Source organism: Anaerolineales bacterium (genome assembly GCA_022866145.1).
GTDB lineage: Bacteria > Chloroflexota > Anaerolineae > Anaerolineales > E44-bin32 > PFL42.
This window is the reverse complement of the sequence record JALHUE010000103.1, coordinates 1-2,435: the sequence shown is the minus strand read 5'-3', so window position 1 is coordinate 2,435 and position 2,435 is coordinate 1. Positions and strand designations below refer to the sequence as shown.

General features: G+C 60.6%; 3 protein-coding genes. All 3 read right to left on the bottom strand.

From position 1 onward, the window contains the following. Positions 1-43: 43 nt before the first annotated feature. Positions 44-196: a D-aminoacyl-tRNA deacylase gene (locus MUO23_03370; protein MCJ7511996.1), complete on the bottom strand. Its 153-nt coding sequence runs from the start codon at positions 194-196 to the stop codon at positions 44-46. Positions 197-279: 83 nt separating this feature from the next. Then, positions 280-1,857 carry a hypothetical protein gene (locus MUO23_03365; protein MCJ7511995.1) on the bottom strand — a complete coding sequence of 526 codons (1,578 nt, stop codon included), beginning with the start codon at positions 1,855-1,857 and terminating at the stop codon, positions 280-282. Between the two features lie 148 nt (positions 1,858-2,005). Next, the coding region (dtd, locus tag MUO23_03360; GenBank protein MCJ7511994.1) for a D-aminoacyl-tRNA deacylase at positions 2,006-2,435 on the bottom strand (430 nt) is incomplete at its 5' end.

Here is a 2,435-nt window from a genome sequence, read left to right as displayed (position 1 = left end):
GAAGGACCCGCGAGGCTTCCTGGGCGGCGACGCCGGGGCGTGATCAGGTGCGTTCAGCGTCTCCCGCTGGTGCCAGCCGCTCGAGCACGATCGTCAGCGGGCCATCATTCACAATCTCGACCTGCATGTGCGCCCCGAACACGCCCATCCGGGTGGGCACGCCCTGCACAGCCAGGTGCTGGGGAAGACGCCGCACCAGCGGCTCGGCCTGCTCCGGTGGGGCCGCCTTGGTGAAGGGTCGACGACGATGGAACCCTCTGTCTGATTCAATTCCCCTCCCTACTCCACTCGATAAAGACGCCAGCCCAAAGCGAATCTCCTGGTGTCCAGAGGCGAATTGGGAACATCGCAATATGCGCCATCTCTAAGGACGAGACAGCCGAGCCTAAGCGCATCCACGGTCAGGAGCTTGCTTTGCGCCCGGAACTCATTTTCGAGCTTAAGACGAGGGCCGATGCGATCCACCAAGTCCTTCTCAAACGAGCGCGCATCACTCTCATAGACCCCCATCCTCACCGAGGGATAGGGCTGATTCTCAACTACAGGAGAGAGAACATACAAGGGGTTCTCACCAGGGAAGTCCGAAGCGAGATCCTGGTAACGCACCTGGTCAACATGGATGTCCTGCCGACCAAGAACCTCCCGCAGCAGTAATTCGGTCTCCCAATAGTACTCATACGGCCGATAGTTGAACCATAGTGTGCTTCCCAACGGCAGGTTGTCGGCGACGTACTCCATCGCGGTCTCATTCGCCCGATCTATCGACAGCTGCATCCCGGCGTTGGACGCGTTGTTCGGGATCGTGAGAATGAACAGCATGCCGGCGATCACGCCGCAGCCTCTCGCGACGAGACTTGTCAGACGTCGTTTCCGCTTTCCGGCCTCCACCACCAAGGAGATCAGAGCCCCTGCGGCGACGCTGGCGCCGATCGAAAAGGGCAAGAGGTAGTACTCCGGGGTGTATCGCCAAGGTATGTAGATCACAAGCCACGCAATCATCCAGGCCACTGAATCGACCAGGAGGTGAGCATGCTGAAGCTTTCTCTCTGTGAACAGTACCATCAGCGCCACAACGCCTAGGGGCAGCAGATACAAGTAGTCCCTCATCAGCCAATCAGCCCAGATCCTACTGTTGCTGTACAGGTGCATCCAATTGAACTCGAAGTCTGCCCGCGGTCCGGCCGGTTCAAGGATTGAAGGCACTCGGGAGAGCACAATCACAAGAAATGTCGCCACCCCCAGGATTACAGCCGCAAAGTAGGCCCTTCGAACGCCGTAGGCGCCGCGTTCTGACTCGGATGTCCTTTTCCACAGCCAGGCAACCACGGCCCACACCAAGGAGATCGGCGCCAGCACGACTGCGGTCTCTTTCGTCAAGCATGCGAGGCAAACGAAGACAGCAGCAACGCCTATACCTAGAGCGAGGCGACATCGAGAGGCTGGTTTGAGAATGACCGCTATCGAGACAAGTGACAGCACGAGCCAGAGGACCTGCAGGAGTTCAGGTTTCGACAGGGTGAAGGAGCTCTCAACAAAGGGCCCTCCCAGCACGAATGCGAGCCCAGAGCTTATCGCGGCAAGGGAAGAGTCGGTCGCCACCCAGACCAGGTACACCAACCCCGCGACCGCCACGGCGGCGATCAGAGCATTTCCGACAAAGAACCAGAAGGGATTGGATCCTGCCGCGAGGTAGATAAGAGAGAAGTGAGCCAAATGCACTGGCCGGAACCGCCCATACATGACGTCATCATTGAGGGTTGTCTCGCCTCTCCAGAGTCCCTCGCTCTTGACGATTGAGGTTGGGTCGTCAAACAATCCGAATTGGGCACTCGCCAAGCGCGGGATCATGACGAGCACTACCACTATGCTGGGCACAAGAAGGAGACACCAGGTTCTCGGCCCGTGAAGGACAGGCGACTGCTTCATCTCCACCCCTTGCCAGACGGCAAAGACACGCAAGAACCGAATTGATCCGTGGCTGCCAACACGCGGTACGTTCTGGTGGTCACCCTCCCCAAGGTCTCGCGAGCACGATCGTCAGCGGGCCGTCATTCACGATCTCGACCTGCATGTGCGCCCCGAACACGCCCATCCGGGTGGGCACGCCCTGCTCAGCCAGGTGCTGGGCGAAACTCCGCACCAGCGGCTCGGCCAGCTCCGGTGGGGCCGCGTCCGTGAAGCTTGGACGCCTGCCCTTGCGGGCGTCGGCATACAGCGTGAACTGCGAGACAACCAGGGCCTCGCCGCCGACCTCCAGGACGGATCGATTGGTCAATCCTTGATCGTCCTCGAACAGGCGCAGGTTGGCGACCTTCTCCGCCAGCCACGTGGCCTCGGCCTCCGTGTCGCTGTGCCCAACGCCCACCAGGACGTTCAGCCCGCGGCCGATCGTCGCCACAGGCCGGCCGTCGACGGAGACGCTGCTCCGGCTGACG